The organism is Pseudomonas sp. 28 E 9 (assembly GCF_900004785.1).
GTDB lineage: Bacteria > Pseudomonadota > Gammaproteobacteria > Pseudomonadales > Pseudomonadaceae > Aquipseudomonas > Aquipseudomonas orientalis_A.
Map to the genome: position 1 here is coordinate 157,644 of NZ_CVTK01000055.1, position 15,653 is coordinate 173,296.

12 protein-coding genes and 1 other RNA gene are annotated in these 15,653 nt (G+C 61.7%); 1 reads left to right on the forward strand and 12 read right to left on the reverse strand.

Going from position 1 to position 15,653, the window contains the following annotated elements; translation table 11 throughout:
• Positions 1 to 174 precede the first annotated feature (174 nt).
• The 5 genes from recR to BFQ00_RS24295 form a co-directional block, all read right to left on the reverse strand.
• Positions 175 to 777 carry a recombination mediator RecR gene (gene recR, locus BFQ00_RS24275; protein ID WP_065934968.1) on the reverse strand — a complete coding sequence of 201 codons (603 nt, stop codon included), beginning with the start codon at positions 775 to 777 and terminating at the stop codon, positions 175 to 177.
• Positions 778 to 843: 66 nt separating this feature from the next.
• Complete coding sequence (locus BFQ00_RS24280; RefSeq protein WP_065934969.1) at positions 844 to 1,878, reverse strand: NADP-dependent oxidoreductase; 1,035 nt, start codon at positions 1,876 to 1,878, stop codon at positions 844 to 846.
• Positions 1,879 to 2,012: 134 nt separating this feature from the next.
• Positions 2,013 to 2,351, reverse strand: a complete 339-nt coding sequence (locus tag BFQ00_RS24285; RefSeq protein WP_057721228.1) for a YbaB/EbfC family nucleoid-associated protein — start codon at positions 2,349 to 2,351, stop codon at positions 2,013 to 2,015.
• Positions 2,352 to 2,394: 43 nt separating this feature from the next.
• Positions 2,395 to 4,458, reverse strand: a complete 2,064-nt coding sequence (dnaX, locus tag BFQ00_RS24290; protein ID WP_065934970.1) for a DNA polymerase III subunit gamma/tau — start codon at positions 4,456 to 4,458, stop codon at positions 2,395 to 2,397.
• 97 nt (positions 4,459 to 4,555) lie between these two features.
• Positions 4,556 to 5,470, reverse strand: coding sequence for a DMT family transporter (locus BFQ00_RS24295; protein WP_065934971.1), 915 nt, complete (start codon positions 5,468 to 5,470; stop codon positions 4,556 to 4,558).
• A gap of 103 nt (positions 5,471 to 5,573) precedes the next feature.
• Between BFQ00_RS24295 and BFQ00_RS24300 the strand changes: the two genes are divergently transcribed.
• Positions 5,574 to 6,437, forward strand: a complete 864-nt coding sequence (locus BFQ00_RS24300; protein ID WP_065934972.1) for a LysR family transcriptional regulator — start codon at positions 5,574 to 5,576, stop codon at positions 6,435 to 6,437.
• A gap of 174 nt (positions 6,438 to 6,611) precedes the next feature.
• Here the strand turns inward: BFQ00_RS24300 and BFQ00_RS24305 are convergent, their stop codons facing one another.
• From BFQ00_RS24305 to zipA, 7 genes are all read right to left on the reverse strand, one after another.
• The gene (locus BFQ00_RS24305; RefSeq protein WP_065934973.1) at positions 6,612 to 7,202 is read right to left on the reverse strand and encodes a hypothetical protein; all 591 of its coding nucleotides are present in this window, start codon (positions 7,200 to 7,202) and stop codon (positions 6,612 to 6,614) included.
• A gap of 1 nt (position 7,203) precedes the next feature.
• Positions 7,204 to 8,250, reverse strand: a complete 1,047-nt coding sequence (locus BFQ00_RS24310; protein WP_065934974.1) for an N-acetylmuramidase family protein — start codon at positions 8,248 to 8,250, stop codon at positions 7,204 to 7,206.
• Between the two features lie 157 nt (positions 8,251 to 8,407).
• Positions 8,408 to 10,369 (reverse strand): AAA family ATPase, encoded by a 1,962-nt coding sequence (locus BFQ00_RS24315; protein ID WP_065934975.1) that lies wholly within the window; start codon positions 10,367 to 10,369, stop codon positions 8,408 to 8,410.
• A 151-nt stretch (positions 10,370 to 10,520) separates the two neighbouring features.
• An RNA gene (ffs, locus tag BFQ00_RS24320) (signal recognition particle sRNA small type) lies at positions 10,521 to 10,617 on the reverse strand.
• A 272-nt stretch (positions 10,618 to 10,889) separates the two neighbouring features.
• On the reverse strand, positions 10,890 to 12,056 hold the full coding sequence (locus BFQ00_RS24325) for a zinc-binding metallopeptidase family protein (protein ID WP_065934976.1): 1,167 nt from the start codon (positions 12,054 to 12,056) through the stop codon (positions 10,890 to 10,892).
• A 74-nt stretch (positions 12,057 to 12,130) separates the two neighbouring features.
• The gene (ligA, locus tag BFQ00_RS24330; protein WP_065934977.1) at positions 12,131 to 14,488 is read right to left on the reverse strand and encodes an NAD-dependent DNA ligase LigA; all 2,358 of its coding nucleotides are present in this window, start codon (positions 14,486 to 14,488) and stop codon (positions 12,131 to 12,133) included.
• A gap of 86 nt (positions 14,489 to 14,574) precedes the next feature.
• Positions 14,575 to 15,438: a cell division protein ZipA gene (gene zipA / locus BFQ00_RS24335; protein ID WP_065934978.1), complete on the reverse strand. Its 864-nt coding sequence runs from the start codon at positions 15,436 to 15,438 to the stop codon at positions 14,575 to 14,577.
• Between the last annotated feature and the right edge of the window lie 215 nt (positions 15,439 to 15,653).

A 15,653-nucleotide genomic window follows, 5' to 3' on the forward strand; every position in this document is an offset into this window, starting at 1 on the left:
CGGGTTACCCACGGATTCAAGCCTGCGTTCGGCCAGCGTGGTTTAACGGGGCGCCTGAGATCAAGATCAAAAGCCAGATCAAGAGCGACTCGCTTCGCATCGTGGTTACGGTTGGGCGCTACAGAGTTGTGTAGATACCTATGCCCCCTTCCATCTTTGATCCTGCGGTGATCTTTAGAGAGCGATTGGCTTGCGGCCGGCGAACGAGTGCGCCAGGGTGCCGCCGTCGACCAGTTCAAGCTCGCCACCCAGTGGCACGCCATGGGCAATACGTGAGGTGATCAGCCCCTTGTTGGTCAGCAACTGGGCGATGTAATGCGCCGTCGCTTCGCCTTCAACGGTAGGATTGGTCGCCAGAATCACCTCGGTGAAGGTGCCCTGTTCTTCGATCCGCGCCACCAGTTGCGGAATGCCGATGGCTTCCGGCCCCAGGCCATCGAGCGGCGACAGATGGCCCTTGAGCACGAAGTAACGCCCGCGGTAGCCGGTCTGCTCCACCGCATACACGTCCATTGGCCCCTCCACCACACACAGCAGCGTGTCGTCGCGACGAGGGTCGGCGCATTGCGGGCAGAGTGCTTCTTCGGTCAGGGTGCGGCATTGGCGACAGTGGCCCACGCCTTCCATGGCCTGGCTCAGGGCCTGGGCCAGGCGGGTACCGCCGCTGCGATCACGCTCCAGCAGTTGCAGCGCCATACGCTGGGCAGTTTTCTGGCCGACGCCCGGCAAGGTACGCAGGGCGTCGATCAGTTGGCGAATCAGGGGGCTGAAGCTCATGGGCGAAGGGTCCGACAAAACAACGAGACGCGGTTTATACCCGCGCCTCGGATTAGCGTCAAATGCTCAATCCTGCGCGACGCGTACGACCAACTTGCCGAAGTTGCGCCCCTCGAGCAAGCCGATAAACGCTTCAGGCGCTTGCTCCAGGCCCTCGACCACGTCTTCGCGGAACTTGATCTTGCCCTCGCGAACCCAGGGCGCCATGGCGCTGAGGAACTCCGGCTGGCGATCACCGTAGTCGTCAAACACGATAAAGCCCTGGATGCGCACGCGCTTGGTCAGCAAGGTGCGCTGCAGCGCCGGCAGACGATCCGGGCCGCTTGGCGCCTCGTGGGCGTTATACCCGGCGATCAGCCCGCACAGGGGCACCCGCGCCTTGGGGTTGAACAACGGCATTACGGCATCGAACACCTTGCCGCCGACGTTCTCGAAATAGATGTCGACGCCATTGAAGCAGGCCTGGGCCAGCTCGTCGGCAAAGTGTTCGCTCTTGTGGTCGATGCAGGCATCGAAACCCAGCTCATCGACTACATAGCGGCACTTGTCCGCACCGCCGGCAACGCCCACTACGCGCAAGCCCTTGAGCTTGGCGACCTGGCCCACCACCGAGCCCACTGCGCCGGAGGCCGCGGCCACGACCAGGGTTTCACCGGCCTTGGGCTGGCCGATGTCCATCAGGCCCATGTAAGCCGTCATACCGGGCATGCCCAGCACCCCCAGGGCCATCGACGGGCTGGCCAGGCCGTTGGGCACCGGCATCAGGTTGCGGCCATCGGAGATACTGTGGCTTTGCCAGCCGGTGGAACCAACCACCAGGTCGCCCACCTCGAATTTCGGGTTGCGTGATTGCTCGACACGGCTGACTGCGCCACCGGTCATCACGTCGTCGATTTCCACGGGCGCTGCGTACGACGGCGCGTCGCTCATGCGTCCGCGCATGTAAGGGTCCAGCGACAGGTAGAGTGTCTTGAGCAGCACCTGGCCGTCGGCCAGCTCTGGCAGGTTTACGCGTTCGAGGCGGAAATTTTCCGGGGTCGGCGCGCCTTGAGGGCGTGAGACCAGCACAATGCGTTGGTTCAGTGTGGATTCTTGAGGCATGAAGGGGCTCCTTTAGCGACTGCATCGGTATAGGGTGCAGACCCTGCTTGCTGTGCCAGGGTTCAGATCTTATGGGCACAAACAAAAATGCCAGGCACGAGGCCTGGCATTGGAGCGCAGCTAAAGCCTGCCGATCAGAACGGCAGCTTCATGCCCGGTGGCAGTTGCATGCCGGCGGTCATGCCGCCCATTTTTTCCTGGCTGCTGGCTTCGATCTTGCGCACCGCGTCGTTGACGGCAGCGGCGAACAGGTCTTCCAGCACTTCACGGTCGTCATCGCTGACGCCTTCGAGCAGGCTTGGGTCGATGCTGACGCGCTTGATGTCGTGACGACCGGTCATCACCACGCTGACCATATCGCCACCGGCTTTACCGGTGACTTCGGCGTTGGCCAGTTCTTCCTGCATCTTGGCCATCTTTTCCTGCATCTGCTGCGCCTGCTTCATCAGGCCGGCCATGCCACCTTTCATCATGGGAATCACCTCAAAAGTACGTGGATCAAAAGAATCGCCCGGTTCATGACGCCTGGGGCGCCGGGGCTTCGACAGGTTCAATAGTATCGTGACGGACGACCGCACCGAACTGTTGCATCATTTGTTGGATAAGCGGATCAGCCTGGATCGACGCCTCGGCGTCGCGCTGGCGGTTCAGGCGTCGGCGCGTCGCAGCCTGGGCCGGGGTTTCCTGCTCGGGCTTGATCAGCTCGATGGCGATGGTCAGCGTGCGCCCATGGTACTGGTTGAGCGCGTCGTTCAGACGGCGCTGCTGGGTGGCATTGAACAAGGCGCTGTGGGCCGGGTCCAGGTGCAGGAGCCAGTGGTCGCCGTCGATGGCAATCAACGTGCAGTTGGCGGCGATACTGCCGGTCATGCCGGAGATCGGCAACTTTGGAAACAATTCCAGCCATTGCAGGGCCAGGCCGGTGGCCGGGGCCGCAGCGGGCTCCACTTCCGGCTCGGGGGCCGGCTCGGCGGTGTGTTCGCTGGCGAGTTCGTCCAGGTAGCTGTAGGCCGAATCCATGTCCGGCTCGATGTAGTCTTCGTCCAGCGGCGGTTCATCGTCGAGGTCGATGCCGGGCGTGGCCGCCTCGACCTGGGCCACGGTCGGCTCCGGCACCGGCGCCGATACCCACTCCGGCGCATCCAGCACTACGCTGTCCGGGGTCGGCGCGGGCATTGGCGTCAGTTCGGGCTGCTCGCCGGTGGTGTCCAGTACCGGCTCCACGACGGGCTGTTGCTCGGGCTCGACAGGCGCTTCAACCGGGTCGTTCCAGGGCAGATCCACCACCGGGGCGATTTGCGGCTCAGGCTCAGGCTCAGCCTCGATCAGCGCTTCAGGTTCGGCCACCGGGGCGGCAACCACCGGCTCGGCAACTGCTGGGGGTGCAACCGCCACTGGCGCGACGACCGCCGCACCAGCCACTGGTTTGGCGGAATCAGCTGTGGCCTGGCTGATCCCCACTGGCTTTAGCGGCTGTCTCGGCGCATCCGCCGAGTCGGCGGGCCGGAAGGCGAGCATGCGCAGCAGGACCATCTCGAACCCCCCGCGCGGGTCCGGCGCCAGGGGCAGGTCGCGACGGCCGATCAGGCCCATCTGGTAATAGAACTGCACGTCTTCGGCCGGCAGCGCCTGGGCCAGCGCCAACACGCGGTCGCGGTCGCCATGGCCGTTGTCGACCGCCTCAGGCAATGCCTGGGCGATGGCGACGCGGTGCAGCACGTTGAGGATTTCCGAGAGCACGCCATTCCAGTCCGGCCCCTGCTCCGACAAGTGGCGCACGGCTTCGAGCAAGGCCTTGGCATCGCCCTCGATCAGCGCATGCAGCACGTCGAACACCTGGCCGTGGTCCAGCGTGCCAAGCATGGCGCGCACATCGGCGGCCAGGACCTTGCCTTCACCAAAGGCGATGGCCTGGTCGGTGAGGCTCATGGCATCACGCATCGAGCCATCGGCAGCGCGGCCCAGCAACCACAGTGCGTCGTCTTCGAACGGTACGTTCTCGACGCCCAGCACGTGGGTCAAATGCTCGACCACCCGCTCGGGGGTCATGTTCTTCAGGGAGAATTGCAGGCACCGCGACAAAATCGTCGCAGGAAGTTTCTGCGGGTCGGTGGTGGCCAGGATGAATTTGACGTAGGGCGGCGGCTCTTCCAGGGTCTTCAACAGCGCGTTGAAGGAATGGCTGGACAGCATGTGCACTTCGTCGATCAGGTAGACCTTGAAGCGGCCACGGCTCGGTGCGTACTGCACGTTGTCGAGCAGTTCGCGGGTGTCTTCGACTTTGGTGCGGCTCGCGGCGTCGATCTCGATCAGGTCGACGAAACGCCCTTCGTCGATCTCGCGGCACACCGAACAGGTGCCGCACGGTGTCGAGGTGATACCGGTTTCACAATTCAGGCATTTGGCGATGATGCGCGCGATGGTGGTCTTGCCCACGCCGCGGGTACCGGTGAAGAGGTAGGCGTGGTGCAGCCGCTGGCTGTCCAAGGCATTGATCAGAGCCTTGAGCACATGGGTCTGGCCGACCATTTCGCGGAACGAGCGCGGACGCCATTTACGTGCAAGAACCTGATAACTCATCGAAAACCGTCGCAACTGGGAAGCGGGAGGCGGTAATGCTAGCGGAGCAAGGGGGAAATTGCATCCGGCACGCTCGTCTTATCTGACTAAGCGCTCCTCAGAGGCCTGATCCTGCACCGGCTGTACGCCGCAAAGAACGCGCCCAGCGCGCCTCCAGGCCGATAGCTGCGACACTGGCCAGCACCATCAGCCCGCCCAGCAGCACCTGCAGGGTCATGCGCTCGCCCAGCAGCATCGCCGCCAAGATCATCGCTACGGGTGGGATCAGGTACATCGCCACCGAGGCGCGGCTGACTTCAACGTGCTTGAGCACGTAGCCCCAGGCCAGGTAGGCCAGGGCACTGGGAAAAATACCGAGCACCAGCACCGCCATGTTGTCCGGCAGCGGTGCCCGTGCCACTGCAGCGGGCAGACCTGGCAGGTTCACGCACAGCATCAAGGTGCCGGACCAGACCATATAGCAGGCCAGCGTCAGCGGGCTGTAGCGGTAAGCGTAATGTCGCAGGACAGCGAAATACACGCTCCAGGACAGGGCCGCCAGCAGGATCAGCAAACCGCGCGGGTCCATCTCGGCCATGCCATGATCGCCCCTGATCACCACCAGCACACCCCACAAGCCCAACAGCACACACCCCCAGCGCCAGGCACTGACCCGCTCTTTCAGGCAGAAAAACGCAATCAACACGCTGAACAGCGGTGCCGACTGCGCCAGCACGCTGGACGCCGACGCGGTCACCCACTGCTGGCCGCTATTGAGGCAGGTGTGGTGCAGGAACACCCCGAAAAAACCCAGCACCAGCAGCCACGGCAAATCCCGCAGGCGCGGCCGGCCAATGCCCGCCACCAGCGCCACCGCGCCCATGAACAGAGAGGCGATCAGGAAGCGCAGCAACGCCAGTTGCCTAGGGCTATAGCTGTGCAAGCCGATGTGCACGCCAATCGGCGAATACGCCCAACAGAGAATCACGACGGCAACGACTAGCGTAAGCTTCACATGAGATGGGGCATTCATCGACGGCATCCGGGGCACAGGGAAGGAATGCCATCAGTCTTGGCCCGCGCCAGGCGCAGCACAATTAAGCGTTTCTGACTTCTGAGATCACTGGAACTGAGCAATGGAACTGGCCCAACTGAAAATGGTGCGAGCCGTGGCGCAAACCGGCAGCGTGGCGCAGGCTGCCCTGCAATTGCACTGCGTGCCCTCCAACATCACCACGCGCATCAAGCAGCTGGAAAGCGAGTTGGGCACGCCCTTGTTCATTCGTGCCGGACGCGGGCTGGCGATCAGCGCCGCCGGGGAGATTTTCCTGGATTATTGCGAGCGCATCCTGGCGCTGGTGGACGAGTCCAAACGCGCACTGGATGCCACGGCGACGCCTCGCGGCACGCTGCGCATCGGTGCGGTGGAGTCCAGCGCCAGCGGGCGCCTGCCGCCGCTGCTGGCCGAGTACCACCGGCGCTACCCTGAGGTCAGCCTGGAACTGGTCACCGGCGCCTGGGCGCAGTTGCTGGACGACCTGCAGCACCATCGCCTCGATGTGGCGCTGGTAGCCGCCAGTGGCAAACACCCGAAGCTGGAACACAGCGTGGTTTACAGCGAACGCCTGGTATTGATCGCCAGCGCGTCGAGCGCGCCCATCACCGGCGCCGCAGACCTGGCCGGCCGCACATTATTGGTGTGGCCGCCCGGCTGCCCCTACCGCGCCGCCCTGGAAAACTGGCTCAAGCCTCAGGACTTCAAGCCGGCGATTGCCAGCTATGCCAGCTGGGGCACAATCATCGGTTGCGTCAGCGCGGGGATTGGCGTCGCGTTGGCGCCCGAGGGCATTCTGGCGCGCTATGAGCAGGCCAACCAGTTGGCGTCGTATTGCTTTGAAGCGCTGGCCCCCGTGGACAACCTGCTGTTCTGGCACACCGACACCCAGCGGCACCTGGCACGGGACGCGTTCGCCGGGCTGCTGCGCGAAACCTTCGGCTGACACAGTCCAAAATGTGGGAGGGGCAAGCCCCATGCCAGTCTGTAGGAGCGAGCTTGCTCGCGAAAAACGTCAACGATAACGCGTGCTTCCTGAATGAACGCGGTGCCTGTGAGTTTTTCGCGAGCAAGCTCGCTCCTACAAACTGGCATTAGGGCTTGCCCCCTCCCACATTTTTTAGAGCTGCGGTGCAGCCAACCGTGCGTACTGATCCTGGCTGATCCAGCCGGTGAACGAACGCTCGTCAGCATTGATAAATTCCACCTGCGCCCAGCCGTCCTTGAACGCCAGTACGCCCACCACATCATTTTTGACGATGTAGGGACGCTTTGTCGCTTTGGCGCCCGGCGTTTTCAACAGGTAGGCCTTTTCGGCCGATACCGTCACCAGGCCGATCCATTTTTTCCGGGCGGTCCGGCTCAACTCCAGACCCGTAGCGATGTCCGGCATCAACACATTGATACAACCTGGATGCTGGCGACCTTGCTCCACGGTCAGGGTCACGCCGTCGGCCGCTGCCGCTACGCTGCCGGGATAAGCCGCCTCGCGCCAGGTGGTCAGCGCTTCGGGTTTACCTTGCAGAAAGAAGCTGCACCCCCGCGTCACGCCCTCGCCCATCGCCTCCGAGTAGAACCCCTCGACCTGCTGCTGCGGCGTCACCGCCAGCATCAGCCCCTCGTACTTGCCCGACTGCAACGCGGCAGGCCCTGCAAGCACAGGCACCACGACGCATAACGACAACACACCCATCGCCAGTAAACGCATCATCTTATTTCTTCCCTTCCAGTACGTCGTAGGCCTGCTTCATCAGCACGTCGTAGTTGCCGTAGTCCTCACCGTTATAGTTGCGCGCCATGGCGGTAAATTCCTTGTTTTTCATGGCCGTCATCAACGCGGTATTTTTGCCGCACAGGCTCAGATAGGCCTTGAGCTGATTGCCGGCATTGATCTTCAAGGCCGCCACGAACTCGAACACGGTCTTGAATCCGCAAGACGCGAAATTGAACCCCATGATCTGGAACATGCCCCACGAGGCCGACAGCAACGCCGCTTCCTGATCCAGAGCAAACGCGGTGGCCATGGTTTCCCAGGCCTTGACCTGGTCCTTGTTGTTGGCCTGCCATTGCGGGCCGGCTTTTTTCTTGTAGACGTACGACAGCAGCGGGTGCGACTGGTCGTAAATGTGCTTGGTGTACTTGCGAAAGTGATGGCCCTCGAAGGCGATGATCGGCAACTTCGCCGGCCCGAAGCCCACCTTTCCGCCCGACTCGATCGTGGCGAACGCCTTGATGACATTCACCGAGATGCCGTTACCCAGCTGCTTGGCGGCGTTCTGAAAGTCAGTGTCGCTGAGCGTCATACCGCCATCGCAAGTGGACTGCATCATCAACTGCCGGTTACGCCGTTCGGCCTCGATCACCGCACGCACCTGGTTCAGGTAGACATTGACGGTGGCCTGCACCGCATCGGCATTGTTATTGCCGAAGGCATTCAGAAAACTCGGAATGCGCATCGTCGGGAAGGCCGTCACCGGCACCTTCAACGCCTCTTCGATCAGGCTGTTGAAGGTACGACCGGTAGGGTCGATCACGCCATCGGGGTGGGCGTACTTGAGATGACGGAACTGGTATTGGCTGATGCACTGCACCAGTTGGCCATCGCATTTGCCGTTTTCGGGCAGGGCGAAACCCAGCTTGGGAATGATCAGGTTGAATAGATACTGGATGCACTGAACATCGGCAGGCAAGTTGCGGGCTTTACCGGGTGTACCGACCGAGGCACTGATAAGACGAGGCAACCCTTGCAGGCTTTTCATGACGGACATCCTTGTGCGTTAAAGAAGCGATTGCGCTTCGATATCAAGTCCACGCCCTTGTCGTACTCTGAAACAAGTGGCCGGCGGAAGCTAACAAGGTGCCTGGGGGTTGTCCAGAGAGGCTTTCGAAAGTTGTGAATCAGCCAGAATAAATCACTCAGTAGCCATGCACATCGCGGGTCTTCTGATACTGGTGGTAGTCGATCCACTCGACCACGTCATAGGGCAGATAAAGCTGCACGGTGGCGCGGGAAATGGCGATGTACACCGCGCACAAGCGCTGATCGAACGCATACGCGTCCTGGAACTTCACATTGGTGAGCAACTCGGGCGTGAGCAGGACCCGTTCGAACTCCATGCCGCCGGCGTCTTGCGCCAACATCAATAAACAGCGCTCGCCGGGGTGGCCGCTGAGCCTGTTCAAGCGTGTCACGTCGGCCACATTGAAGCCTTTTTCCAGTTGTTCCTCGACCCACAGGAACGCCTCATCGAACCGGCACGCGTCGCGCACCTGCTGCCAGTCGGCCATATCGCTGAAAAACGGATGGGGACCACGATCGCCGTAATCGCTGCCATAGAATTGCGGCTTGAACAGCGCGATGACGGTGTCCATGAAATAGTTGAGATCCTGCTGCGCCTCGCTGCTGGCAAACGCACAGGCACAACGCTCTTCGCTCAGTTGGATGAGCCACTTCATGGTGTCCCAGCAGGACGCGGTCAGCACCACGCACCCTGGCGGCGGCACAAAGCCCTGGGGATACAGCTCGATACCGACGTCCGCATCCCGTGCACCTTCGAAGAGCACCTTGCTTTTCTGCGAGTGTTGGCTGATCAGCGGATTGACCAGGCGCTCGACATTGCGCCCGGAGCGCACGCTATAGCTCACATCCGTATGGCGAACCTCGCGGGCGCGCTTGACCAGCACCCCACTGGCCTGCTGATACTCGTCGCCCAGGGTGATCAGCACCTGGCGCCCGCGTTCGATGATTTGCAGCAAAGGCGCTGGAATGTCCTGGCTCTCATCAATCAACACATGGGTATAGCGCTCAGGCACCACACTGCCGGCGAGGCTGGCGCGCTTGATCATCAATAACGCTTCAAACCCGGTGTGAGCGTTCCAGGCCGGATTCGCCTCAAGGTAGCGCCATAACCGGCTGGAGTATTCGACCAGTACCTTGGCATCAATGCTGGACAGCGCTTGCTTGAAGTGCGGCAGATGTTTGGCCGACAGGCTGTAGTCCCGGGAGCCGCAGTAGTTTTCCAGCACCTTGAGGCAGACATCCAGCAGCGCCTGCCCTTCCAGATGACGAAAACCGAAGATGTTCAATTCCTGCGCCAGTGCCTGCTTGCTCGGGACGCGCCCTTGGGTAGTCAGCGGCTGTGGCCTTGGGCCATGCAACAAGACGTGGGCAAACCCGTGGAAGGTTTGCCCGGCCTTTCTCTCCCGCACGCCCACCATGCGCGCGCGCAGAGTTTCCAGCTTTGCCGGTGTACGTGCCAGCAACAAGGTCTTTTCGGGGCGCAGATGCTCCATCAGCGCCACCAGCAGGTGACTCTTGCCAATGCCGGCGTACCCTTGCACGTGCAGGTCTTCGTTCAGGTTGGCGCGAAAGGTACGGACCAGTTTGTCCTGCTCGGCGCTCAACCAGCGCTCGCGGTGCCTGGGCGTGACCATCTGCTGGCGGAAGGGATTGTTGGCCTTGAGGTGACGGACTTTGTACTCGACGTCCCATTGGCCGTCGGGCAATAGATACTCTCGCGCCAGGACTTCATCCGCTAAGAGAAAACGCAACTTCAGGCTCTTGACCACATTGAGGCCGAAGTACAGCTTGCGCGGGTCAAACAACCGTTGTGCCTCCGACAGCAAGCTCACGGCGGCCGAATGCCTGCCCTGCGCCGCCCAGCCAATGAGTTTGGCCAGCACCCTTTCAGCGCCCACTGCACTCAACTCGTGTTCCGGCATTTGCGCCAGATTCTGGATAACCAACACAGCGGCCAACTCCGGCTCACTCAGGGCCAGCAGCGCACCCGCACCGTCAGAACCCAACAAACCCGCACAGGTTTCATCGGTGATCGGCAAGAACACGGGGCTGGATAAATCAAAATGTTCCGAGTGCATACAGCCTCATGGCCAGGAGAGAGACGCTTGGGAGTATGCCACCAGTCGTGGAAGGGTCGTCATGCACTGCGCAATAAGCGTCACAGATGACTGGCTGAATAACTGAGATTTTTTTGGGAGGGTATTGCAGGAGGGAGCGTTATGGAGGCAACCCCACCAGCCACACCCCGGCACACAATGTTCCCGCTGTGGCTGCTGCCTTCCGGCTCTGACCAGGTTCACGGGTAATCGTTGCGGGGGGACCGATGGGGTCACCATAACGACGCTGGCCTCTCGGCAAGCGGGGCCATTGTACCGATCTGATTGGAAGTTACAACCGTAAAAAATGAGAAGCTTCAAGTACTTGCCATGGCCTTCAATGATGACGCTCTCCCAATCACTCTGTAGGAGCGAGCTTGCTCGCGAAAAACGTCAACGATAACGCGTACTTTCTGAATGAACGCGGTGCCTGTGAATTTTTCGCGAGCAAGCTCGCTCCTACAGACTGGCATGGGGGCTTGCCCCCTCCCGCATTTTTTTATCATTGTGCCTGCAGGACCTCATCGGCCCTGCCGCCCTCTTCCTGGATGACCAGGTGGATAAAGTGCAACTTGGCTATCACCGCCGGCGGCAGCACGAAGGGGTAGAAATCCGGCTGGCCCATGGCGCGGGACAGTTCGTTGAGCATGCCGGCCAGTTCGATCCAGGCGTTGACGAAGGAGAGGAATGCCGCTCCACCAGGGTGTTCGGGGTCGTACAGGGTGGTCAGGGGAAACGGCTGGTAATCGAGGTCCATCTCCCGAGCGCTCATGCCAAACCCCAGGGCGGTGTCGACCGCGTCCATCATGTGCAGGTAATGCGCCCAGGTCTCGGCCCAATCTTCCCAGGGGTGCATGGTGGCGTAGGCGCTGACGCAGGTTTGCTGCCAGTCCGGGCGTGGGCCGTTCTGGTAGTGCTGATCGAGCGCGTCGGCGTAACTGGCGCGCTCGTCGCCGAACAGGTTGCGAAACGGCTCGAGCCAGTGGCTGTTGGCGATCAGGCGGTCCCAGTAATAGTGGCCGACCTCATGGCGGAAGTGACCGAGCAAGGTGCGGTAGGGCTCGTGCATCTGTACGCGAACCTTTTCACGATGGGCGTCGTCGGCTTCCTTGATATCGAGGGTGATCAGGCCGTTGGCGTGACCGGTCGTGGGCGCATTGCCTTGCAGGTCGATGCCGACGAAGTCGAACGCCAGGCCGGTGTCTTCGTCGACGCTTTTGGGCACCACCTGCAGGCCCAGGCTGATCAGTTGGGCCACCAGTCGGCGCTTGGCGGTTTCCACCTTGCGCCAGCGCTCGGGATTTTCCGCGATGGACAAATCCGGGATGGTGCGGTTCAGGCTGCACGCTACGCACAGGGCAGAGGTGCTGTGCGCCGGAATCAGCCAGTTGCAGGCCGCCGGGGTCTGGAGGTTGGCGCAGCGGCGAAAGGCGCCGGCGTCGAGATTGGCGTCCAGCAGCCAGGTGTCAGCCACCGGACCTGGTTGCAGTGAAGACAAGCGGCTTTGCTGCGGGTGGTAGCCCAGCAGCGCCGAGCAGGCCAGGCACTGGCTGTTGCGAAAGAACAAGGACTGGCCGCAGCGGCATTGCCATACCTTGCTGTTACGCGAGGATCCGGCCATGAACGGTGCGGCGATGCGCGTGCTGAGTTGCTCGAAGTAGCGAAACATGGCGATCTCTCCCAGGGGTGACTGAGACTAGATCATTTCCCTCGCAGGATCGTTCCCACGCGTGGGAACGATCGTCAGACGGAGATGTTGTGCTTGGCGAGGAAAGCGACGAACGCCTCTTCGTCGAGCACTTTGAGCCCCAGTTCGCTGGCCTTGGCCAATTTGGAACCGGCGCCCGGCCCGGCCACCACGCAGTGAGTCTTGGCCGACACGGAACCGGCCACCTTGGCGCCCAGGCTTTCGAGCTTGTCCTTGGCCACGTCGCGGCTCATCAACTCCAGGGAGCCGGTGAGCACCCAGGTGTGTCCGGCTTCCGGCAGGCCTTCGACGACCTTTTTCTCGCTCTGCCAGTGCATGCCGAAGTCCTTGAGCTGCTGCTCGATGGCCAGGGCGCGGTTGGCGTTGTCTTCGCTGTCAAAAAAGTCGCGCACGGCCTTGGCCTGCTTCTCGGGCAGGGCCTGGCGCATGTCCAGCCAGTCGGCCTTGATCACGCCTTCGAGGCTGCCGAACTTGTCCGCCAGTTTCTGCGCCGCGCCCGGCCCCACGGAGGGCACGTGCAGCTTGTCGAGCAGGCCGCCCAGGGTGGTGCTGGCGGCGAACTCGGCGCTCAGGTCGCCCTGCTCCTGCAATTGCAGGGCGCATTCATCGGGCGACAGCAGCGCGCCAATCACCTCCTGGTTATGGCTGTCTTCAAAGAAGCTGTGGATTTCGTGTGCCACTTCCAGCCCCACGTCCGGCAAGTACGTCAGCACTTCCGGCAAGGCCTTCTGCACCCGCTCCAGGGACGCCAGGGAGCGCGCCAGCACCTTGGCGGTCTCCTCGCCCACATCGGGAATGCCCAGGGCGTAGATAAACCGCGCCAGGGTCGGCGTCTTGCTGTTTTCGATGGCGGCGATCAGCTTTTTGCTGGAAATATCGGCAAAGCCTTCCAGGTCGATGATCTGCTCATACTTGAGTTTGTAGAGGTCGGCCGGCGAGCCGATCAGTTTTTCATCCACCAGTTGCTCGATGGTCTTGTCGCCCAGGCCGTCGATGTCCATGGCGCGGCGCGAGACGAAATGAATGATCGCCTGCTTGAGCTGCGCGCCACAGGCCAGCCGCCCGACGCAGCGGTACACCGCGCCCTCGCTGACGGTTTCCTTGCCCTTGCTGCGCTTGACCAGTTGCGTGCGTTCCACGTGGGAGCCGCACACCGGGCAACTTTCGGGGATCTGCACCGCACGGGCATGTTCAGGACGACGCTCGGTAACCACCGAGACCACCTGCGGGATCACATCCCCGGCGCGGCGGATGATCACCGTGTCGCCGATCATCAGGCCCAGGCGCGCCACTTCGTCCATGTTGTGCAGGGTGGCGTTGGACACGGTCACGCCGGCGACCTTGACCGGTTTCAACCGCGCCACGGGCGTGACGGCGCCGGTACGGCCGACCTGGAATTCCACGTCGAGCAACTCGGTCAGTTCTTCCATGGCCGGGAATTTATGCGCAATGGCCCAGCGCGGCTCGCGGGCGCGGAAGCCCAGTTCCCGTTGGGCGGCAATACTGTTGACCTTGAACACCACACCGTCGATCTCGTACGACAGACTGTTACGCCGCTCGCCGATGTCGCGGTAATAGTCCAGGCATTCCTGAATGCCTTTGGCCAGTTTCAGTTCATGACTGATCGGCATGCCCCACTTCTGCAACTGCTTGAGGTTGCCGATATGGGTGTCACTGATGTCCGCCGTCACCTGGCCAATGCCATAGCAGCAGAATTCCAGCGGGCGGCTGGCGGTGATCTTCGAATCCAGCTGGCGCAGGCTGCCGGCCGCCGCATTGCGCGGGTTGGCGAAGGTCTTGCCGCCGACGTCCAGTTGCGAGGCGTTCAGGCGCTCGAAACCGGCCTTGGACATGAACACTTCACCGCGCACTTCCAGGGTGGCCGGCCAGCCGCTGCCGTGCAGCTTCAACGGGATGTTGCGCACGGTGCGCACATTGACGCTGATGTCTTCGCCGGTGGTCCCGTCGCCACGGGTGGCGCCGCGCACCAGTTCGCCATCCTGATACAACAGGCTGACCGCCAGGCCATCCAGCTTCGGCTCGCAACTGTATTCGACACTGGCGAACAAGTCCCCGGCCGGCAGATCCAGGCCCTCGGTCACCCGGCGATCGAATTCCAGCATGGTCGATTCATCGAAGGCGTTACCGAGGCTGAGCATCGGGATTTCATGCCTGACTTGAGTAAACGCCGACAACGCCGCGCTGCCGACCCGCTGTGTCGGCGAATCACGCGTCACCAGTTCCGGATGTTCGGCTTCCAGGGCTTTGAGCTCATGGAACAAGCGGTCGTACTCAACGTCCGGAATGCTCGGCTCATCAAGGACGTGGTAACGGTAATTGTGCTGATCCAGTTCAGCGCGCAGTTCGAGGATGCGGGTATGGGCGGCGGTCATGGTGTTCTCTCAACAAGCAAAAGAGCAGCCGAAGCTGCTCAAATGGTAGTGCGCTTATTCTATCCGACAACGCCGAGGCGTAATCCTCAGCGTTTTTGTGTCAGGGCGCGACGCTCGAACTCGACGATGCGCTGACGGTAATGCTCGATGGTCTGGGCGGTAAGGACGCTGCGTTGGTCGTCCTTGAGCTCGCCGTTTAGTTCCTGGGACAGCTTGCGGGCCGCGGCCACCATCACGTCGAACGCTTGCTTGGGGTGACGCGGGCCGGGCAGGCCGAGGAAGAAACTGACCGCCGGGGTGCTGAACAGGTCGATGTCGTCCAGATCGAAGGTGCCGGGCTTGACCGCGTTGGCCATGGAAAACAGCACTTCGCCGTTGCCGGCCATGCTTTCGTGACGGTGGAAAATATCCATCTCGCCAAAACGCAGGCCGCTCTCAAGGATGTTCTGCAACAGGGCCGGGCCTTTGAAGCCACCGGAATCGCGGCAGATCACACTGATCACCAGCACTTCTTCGGCCGCCGGCTGATCGTTGACCGAATGGCGCGATGGGGCCTTGCCGCCGTTTTCATCCGGGAAATCATCGTCGCGACTGCTGAAGCTCGGGCCTTCGTCGACGTCCAGGTTCAGGTCGCCCTGATGCGGCTCGGCCACGCCCGCACTGCCGCGCTTGCCACGCTTGGACGACGGCTCGCGGGCTTCACGCACCGGCGCGCTCATCGACGGCAAGTCGTGCTCGTCCAGCTGCGGTTCCTTATGGGTATCCAGCACACGGGGCGGCCCCAGCAGCTCGGCGCTGCCGTCGTCGTCAGGTAAGTTGGACAGGTTTCGGTCCAGGCGAAATTTAAGCTTGCCCTTGCCACCGCGCATGCGGCGCCAGCCATCAAAAAGAATACCGGCAATGACAATGATGCCGATGACGATCAGCCACTCGCGCAGACCGATTTCCATGTAATCCCGTGCCTCTAATAAAAAATGCTGAAAAATAAGGGGTTTAGCACCGTGCAAACCGCTTTAAAACGTGGCGCCAACTCTATGTTCTGACTGACGTTTTGCCCACGCATACGAAAAATTGACATTAAACTAGCACGACGAAAGATAACTTTACACCGTCTGTCAAAATGCCTTGAGCAAATATGTCCATTTGCCACTTTTCCCAGACCGGT

Bases quoted from the DNA above. Each gene is read 5' to 3' on its own strand.
- zipA (WP_065934978.1), bottom strand. From the start codon at position 15,438: ATGGAAATCGGTCTGCGCGAGTGGCTGATCGTCATCGGCATCATTGTC.
- BFQ00_RS24310 (WP_065934974.1), bottom strand. From the start codon at position 8,250: ATGAAAAGCCTGCAAGGGTTGCCTCGTCTTATCAGTGCCTCGGTCGGT.
- BFQ00_RS24285 (WP_057721228.1), bottom strand. From the start codon at position 2,351: ATGATGAAAGGTGGCATGGCCGGCCTGATGAAGCAGGCGCAGCAGATG.
- BFQ00_RS24300 (WP_065934972.1), top strand. From the start codon at position 5,574: ATGGAACTGGCCCAACTGAAAATGGTGCGAGCCGTGGCGCAAACCGGC.
- BFQ00_RS24305 (WP_065934973.1), bottom strand. From the start codon at position 7,202: ATGATGCGTTTACTGGCGATGGGTGTGTTGTCGTTATGCGTCGTGGTG.
- BFQ00_RS24325 (WP_065934976.1), bottom strand. From the start codon at position 12,056: ATGTTTCGCTACTTCGAGCAACTCAGCACGCGCATCGCCGCACCGTTC.
- recR (WP_065934968.1), bottom strand. From the start codon at position 777: ATGAGCTTCAGCCCCCTGATTCGCCAACTGATCGACGCCCTGCGTACC.
- BFQ00_RS24295 (WP_065934971.1), bottom strand. From the start codon at position 5,470: ATGAATGCCCCATCTCATGTGAAGCTTACGCTAGTCGTTGCCGTCGTG.
- ligA (WP_065934977.1), bottom strand. From the start codon at position 14,488: ATGACCGCCGCCCATACCCGCATCCTCGAACTGCGCGCTGAACTGGAT.
- BFQ00_RS24315 (WP_065934975.1), bottom strand. From the start codon at position 10,369: ATGCACTCGGAACATTTTGATTTATCCAGCCCCGTGTTCTTGCCGATC.
- BFQ00_RS24280 (WP_065934969.1), bottom strand. From the start codon at position 1,878: ATGCCTCAAGAATCCACACTGAACCAACGCATTGTGCTGGTCTCACGC.
- dnaX (WP_065934970.1), bottom strand. From the start codon at position 4,458: ATGAGTTATCAGGTTCTTGCACGTAAATGGCGTCCGCGCTCGTTCCGC.